Below are 5,799 nucleotides of genomic sequence, written 5' to 3'. Positions count from 1 at the left end.
CGCAGTCGCTGGCAAGCCAGCTCCCACAGGTTTTGTGTGCTGTTTAGGGAAAAACCGGCGAGGTCTTTCGGACCGTCACCGGTGAGGTCAATCAGACGCCGAAGCGGTCGCGCAGGGAGTAGTAGACGGCGCCGAGTGCGGTGAGCGGTGCGGAGAAGGTGCGGCCGCCGAGCATCGGCATGTGCGGCAGCGAGGCGAAGGCGTTGAAGCGTTCGGCGTCGCCGCGGATCATTTCCGAGATCAGTTTGCCGGCCAGGTGCGAGCAGGTGACGCCGTGGCCGCTGTAGCCCTGCATGTAGTAGGCGTTCTTTTCGATGCGGCCGAATTGCGGCATGCGCGACATGGTCAGCAGGAAGTTGCCGGTCCAGCGGTAGTCGATCTTCACGTCTTTGAGCTGCGGAAAGGTCTTGAGGATCTTCGGCCGGATCAGCTGCTCGATATCGTCCGGCTCCCGCGCGCCGTAGACCACACCACCACCGTAAAGCAGGCGGTTGTCAGCGGTGAGGCGGTAGTAATCCAGCAGGTAGTTGCAATCTTCCACGCAATAGTTGTTGGTGATCAGACTGCGTGCCTGCTGCTCGGTCAGCGGTTCGGTGACAACGATCTGCGAGCCGCACGGCATGCTTTTCGCGGTGACGCGGTTGTCGAGACCTTGCGGCAGATAAGCATTGCCGGCGATCAGCAGGTATTTGGCGCGGACCAGGCCTTTGGCGGTGCGCACGGTGATCGGCTCGCCGTAGGTGATTTCCACCGCCGCCGATTGCTCGTAGATCTTGCCGCCCAAACGCACGATGGCAGCGGCCTCTCCTAGCGCCAGATTCAACGGATGAACGTGGCCGCCCTGCATGTCCAGCAAGCCGCCAACGTAAGCATCGGAGCCGACTTCGCGACGAATGTCCGCTGCATCGAGCATCTTCAGATTGCGGTTGCCGTAGCGTTCCCAATTGCGTTTCTGCTCGGCCAGGCCGTTGAGCTGTTTCTTGTTCATCGCCGCGAAAATACCGCCCGGGCGGTAGTCGCACTTGATGTCGTAATCCTTGATGCGCGAGCGAATGATGTCGGCGCCTTCGAAGATCATGCTGCCGAGGATTTCTGCAGTCTTGTCGCCGTAGCGCTCTTCGATGACATCGACGTCGCGGCTGTAGGAATTGACCAGTTGGCCGCCATTGCGACCGCTAGCGCCGTAGCCGACTTTCGCCGCTTCCAGCACGGTGACTTTGTAGCCGGCTTCGCTGAGGAACAATGCCGAGGACAGGCCTGTGTAGCCGGCGCCGATAATGCAGACGTCGCAGTCCAGCGCTTCTTCGAGAATCGGGAAGTCGATGACTTCGTTGCGGGTGGCGGCGTAGTAGCTGTTTACGTGTTGCTGTTTCATAGGTTTCTCCGAAGGCCGCCAACCAGGGGCGACCGCCGCTGTAAAAGAGTCAGAGCTTGATCCAGGTCGCTTTCAGTTCGGTGTACTTGTCGAACGCATGCAGCGATTTGTCGCGACCGTTGCCCGATTGCTTGAAGCCACCGAACGGCGCGGTCATGTCGCCGCCGTCGTACTGGTTGACCCAGACGCTGCCGGCGCGCAAACCGCGGGCGAAGGTGTGAGCCTTGCTCAGGTTGCTGGTCCACACCCCGGCGGCGAGGCCGAAGATGCTGTCGTTGGCGATCTGCAGGGCTTCTTCGGCAGTGTCGAAGGTGATCAGCGACAGCACCGGGCCGAAGATTTCTTCTTGGGCGATAGTCATCGCATTGGTCACGCCGTCGAAAATCGCTGGCTGCACGTAGAGGCCGCCGGTTTCTTCGAGGGTGCGTTGGCCGCCGGCAATCAACTCGGCGCCCTGCTCGCGGCCGATGCTGATGTAGCGCAGCACGTTGTCCAGTTGACGCTGGTCGACCACGGCGCCGACGGTGGTCGCCGGATCCAGTGCGTGCCCCGGTTTCCACGCTTGCAGCGCTTCCACCAGCAGCGGAATGAACTGCTCGCGAATCGAGCGCTCGACCAGCAGACGCGAGCCGGCAGTGCAGACTTCGCCCTGATTGAAGGCGATGGCACTGGCCGCCGCTTGGGCTGCCGCGCGCAGGTCCGGTGCGTCGGCGAACACCACGTTCGGGCTCTTGCCGCCGGCCTCGAGCCAGACGCGTTTCATGTTGCTCTGCCCGGCATAGATCATCAGTTGCTTGGCGATCGCCGTGGAACCGGTGAAGGCCAGCACGTCGACGTCCATGTGCAACGCCAGCGCCTTGCCGACGGTGTGGCCGTAGCCCGGCAGCACGTTGAACACGCCCTTCGGAATACCCGCCTCCAGCGCCAGTTGCGCGATGCGGATGGCGGTCAGCGGTGATTTTTCCGAAGGCTTGAGGATGAACGAGTTACCCGCCGCCAGCGCCGGGGCGAATTTCCAGCTGGCCATGATCAGCGGAAAATTCCACGGCACGATCGCCGCGACCACACCCGAGGGCTCGCGGGTAACGAGGCCGAGTTGATCGTGCGGCGTGGCGGCGACTTCGTCGTAGATCTTGTCGATGGCCTCGGCGCTCCAGCGGATCGCGTTGGCGGTCGCCGGGATGTCGATGCTCATCGAATCGCTGATCGGCTTGCCCATGTCGAGGGTTTCCAGCAGTGCCAGTTCTTCCTGGTGCTGCAGGATCAGATCGGCGAAGCGGATCAGCACGCGCTTGCGCTCGGCCGGAGCTTTTTTCGCCCAGATGCCGGAGTTGAAGGACTGGCGCGCGGCTTCAACGGCCAGGTTGGCGTCGGCTTCATCGGTGCTGGCGACGGCAGCAAGAAAGCGGCCATCGACCGGGCTCAGGCATTCGAAGGTGTCGCCACTGAGTGCCGGGCGATATTCACCGTTAATGAAGGCGCGGGATTCGATGGACAGAGACTGGAAGCGTTGTTCCCAGTCGTTGCGGGTTGTGGTCATTGTTTTGAGCTCGACAAGGGGGAATTCGGGGGTTGGTCTGGTTGCTTTGTCTGGCCGGGAATCGCTGCCCTCACCCTAGCCCTCTCCCAGAGGGAGAGGGGACCGATCGGGGGATGCCTGGTAACTGCGCCGACCTGAAAAATCTTTGCCGAATCCATCATCGACTGGATCGTTCAGGTCGCCGGATATCTCCAGACGACGCGGTCAGTCCCCTCTCCCTCCGGGAGAGGGTTAGGGTGAGGGGCTTTTGATTCTCAGACCGTATGCAGATACCAGTTGTACTCAAGGTCAGAGATCGAGTTCTCGAACTCGGCCAGCTCGCTTTCCTTGCACGCGACGAATACGTCGATGTACATCGGGTCGATGTAGCGCGCCATGACTTCGCTGTCGTCGAGTTCGCGCAAGGCGTCGCGCAGGTTGTTCGGCAGGCTCTGCTCGTTCTGCTCGTAGCTGTTGCCTTCGACCGGCGCGCCGGGCTCGATCTGGTTGGTCAGGCCGTGGTGAATGCCGGCCAGCACCGAAGCCATCAGCAGGTACGGGTTGGCATCGGCACCGGCGACGCGGTGTTCGATGCGCACGGCATCCGCCGAACCGGTCGGCACGCGCACGGCCACGGTGCGGTTGTCGATGCCCCAGCTTGGCGAGTTCGGCACATAGAATTGCGCGCCAAAGCGGCGGTACGAGTTGACGTTTGGGCAGAGAAACGCCATCTGCGCCGGCAGGGTCTCGAGCACACCGCCGATCGCGTGACGCAGTGCGGCGTTCTGCTCGGGATCCTCGCTGGCGAAGATGTTGTTGCCTTCTTTGTCCAGAATCGAAATGTGCACGTGCAGACCGTTGCCGGCCTGGCCCGGATAAGGCTTGGCCATGAAGGTCGTGTCCATCTCGTGGTCGTAGGCGATGTTCTTCACCAGACGCTTGAGCAGGACCGCGTAATCGCAGGCCTTGATCGGGTCGGAGACGTGATGCAGGTTGACTTCGAACTGCGCCGGGGCGCTTTCCTTGACGATGGCGTCAGCGGGAATGCCCTGCTCTTTCGCGCCTTCGAGGATGTCTTGCAGGCAGTCGACGTATTCGTCGAGGTCGTCGATCAGGTAGACCTGGGTCGACACCGGACGCTTGCCGGATACCGGTGAACGTGGCGATTGCGGACGGCCATTCACGTTGTCCTGGTCGATCAGGTAGAACTCGAGTTCGAACGCCGCGCAGATGGTCAGGCCGAGGTCGTCGAATTTGCGCACAACGTTGGCCAGCACTTCACGCGGGTCGGCGAAGAACGGCTGGCCTTCGATCTCGTGCATGGTCATCAGCAGTTGAGCGGTCGGGCGTTTTTGCCACGGCTCGATGCTCAGGGTGCCGGGGATCGGATAACAGATGCGATCGGCATCGCCGATATCCAGGCCCAGGCCGGTGCTTTCCACCGTCGAGCCGTTGATGTCCAGCGCAAAGAGCGACGCCGGCAGGTTGATGCCTTTTTCGTACACCTTATGAAGACTGGTGCGTTCGATGCGCTTGCCGCGCACCACACCGTTCATATCCGCAATCAGAAGGTCGACGTACAAAACCTCAGGATATTTCTTAAGGAATGCGTTGGCTTCGTTGAGTTGAACGGTACGCAGAGGGACCGACATGATGCACCTATTTAGCTGTTAATTATTATGTTCACCACTGTGTTGCGCAGCCAGTCAATCCGAAAGGCAAAGTGAAGTCAATAGCGAACACCCTGCCCTGCAGCCTTTATTTTTCGGGCTTTTCTTAACACTCTCGTGCCATATCCGCCGGCAAACCCCGGTAAACCTGAGCAATTTGATGAACGGCGTTTAGAATTTTTTACATGGCAGTTGTTAATTAAAATCAACGAGGCTAAGCTCCGGAAAAGCTCGTTCAAGTGACAGACTTCGAGGTGAATAAAAATGGCATTCAAGCCATTGATCGGCGTTACTGCGTGCGTCAAACAGATTGGCCTGCACCCCTATCACATCAGCGGCGACAAGTACGTACGTGCTGTCAGCGTTGGCGCTGAAGGGTTGCCAGTGGTCATTCCTTCCCTCGGCAACCTGACTGAAATCGAAGACCTGCTCGGTCAGCTCGACGGTCTGTTGCTCACCGGCTCTCCCTCGAACGTGGAGCCCTTCCACTATCAAGGCCCGGCCAGCGCCCCCGGCACGGATCATGATCCGGCCCGCGACGCCACCACCCTTCCTTTATTGCGTGCAGCCATCGCGGCGGGCGTTCCGGTGCTCGGCATCTGCCGTGGCTTCCAGGAAATGAACGTGGCCTTCGGCGGCAGCCTGCATCAAAAGGTGCACGAGCTGCCCGGCATGCTCGACCACCGTGAAGCCGACAGCCCGGATGTGGCCGTGCAATACGCCCCGGCCCATGCGGTCAGTGTGATCGCTGGCGGTGTGTTCGAAGCGCTGGAGCTGCCCGACGAATTTCAGGTCAATTCGATTCACAGTCAGGGCATCGACCGCCTCGCCCCCGGCTTGCGTACTGAAGCCGTGGCGCCGGACGGCCTGATCGAAGCGATCTCGGTCGAGCACAGCCCGACCTTCGCCCTCGGCGTGCAATGGCACCCGGAATGGCAGGTGCTGGACAACCCGAACTACCTGAAGATTTTCCAGGCGTTCGGCGCAGCGTGCCGGCAACGGGCGGCGAAGCGCAGTCAGCGCTGACGCAATCCCAGACCAGATAACGATTTACTGCCCCCACGCCTGGCGGGTGTGCGTTTGCACATCCGCCAGTCGTGAACTGCAACACCCGTGATAACAACAAGTACGACCCAGGCAGCCAGGACGGCGGCGCCGAACAAGCCGGATCGGTTTGAGCGATACCTGTCAGATCAGTGCAAAACACTGTGGGAGCGAGCTTGCCAGCGATGAGG

4 protein-coding genes are annotated in these 5,799 nt (G+C 60.8%); 1 reads left to right on the top strand and 3 read right to left on the bottom strand.

Going from position 1 to position 5,799, the window contains the following annotated elements; translation table 11 throughout:
- Positions 1-91 precede the first annotated feature (91 nt).
- The 3 genes from F8N49_RS24845 to F8N49_RS24835 form a co-directional block, all read right to left on the bottom strand.
- Positions 92-1,375 carry an FAD-binding oxidoreductase gene (locus F8N49_RS24845; protein ID WP_024013330.1) on the bottom strand — a complete coding sequence of 428 codons (1,284 nt, stop codon included), beginning with the start codon at positions 1,373-1,375 and terminating at the stop codon, positions 92-94.
- Between the two features lie 49 nt (positions 1,376-1,424).
- Positions 1,425-2,915: an aldehyde dehydrogenase gene (locus tag F8N49_RS24840; protein ID WP_110645555.1), complete on the bottom strand. Its 1,491-nt coding sequence runs from the start codon at positions 2,913-2,915 to the stop codon at positions 1,425-1,427.
- A 254-nt stretch (positions 2,916-3,169) separates the two neighbouring features.
- On the bottom strand, positions 3,170-4,546 hold the full coding sequence (locus F8N49_RS24835; RefSeq protein WP_007918694.1) for a glutamine synthetase family protein: 1,377 nt from the start codon (positions 4,544-4,546) through the stop codon (positions 3,170-3,172).
- Positions 4,547-4,828: 282 nt separating this feature from the next.
- On the opposite strand from F8N49_RS24835, the gene F8N49_RS24830 reads away from it, so the two are divergent.
- Positions 4,829-5,590 (top strand): gamma-glutamyl-gamma-aminobutyrate hydrolase family protein, encoded by a 762-nt coding sequence (locus F8N49_RS24830; protein ID WP_071172834.1) that lies wholly within the window; start codon positions 4,829-4,831, stop codon positions 5,588-5,590.
- Positions 5,591-5,799 lie beyond the last annotated feature (209 nt).

The sequence above is a fragment of the Pseudomonas sp. GXM4 genome (assembly GCF_008923895.1).
Lineage (GTDB): Bacteria > Pseudomonadota > Gammaproteobacteria > Pseudomonadales > Pseudomonadaceae > Aquipseudomonas > Aquipseudomonas atacamensis.
The sequence above is the reverse complement of the archived record's forward strand: the minus strand, read 5'-3'. Positions and strand labels throughout refer to the sequence as shown.

Coding starts and splice junctions, on each gene's coding strand:
- F8N49_RS24845 (WP_024013330.1), bottom strand. CDS start 1,375: ATGAAACAGCAACACGTAAACAGCTACTACGCCGCCACCCGCAACGAA.
- F8N49_RS24835 (WP_007918694.1), bottom strand. CDS start 4,546: ATGTCGGTCCCTCTGCGTACCGTTCAACTCAACGAAGCCAACGCATTC.
- F8N49_RS24840 (WP_110645555.1), bottom strand. CDS start 2,915: ATGACCACAACCCGCAACGACTGGGAACAACGCTTCCAGTCTCTGTCC.
- F8N49_RS24830 (WP_071172834.1), top strand. CDS start 4,829: ATGGCATTCAAGCCATTGATCGGCGTTACTGCGTGCGTCAAACAGATT.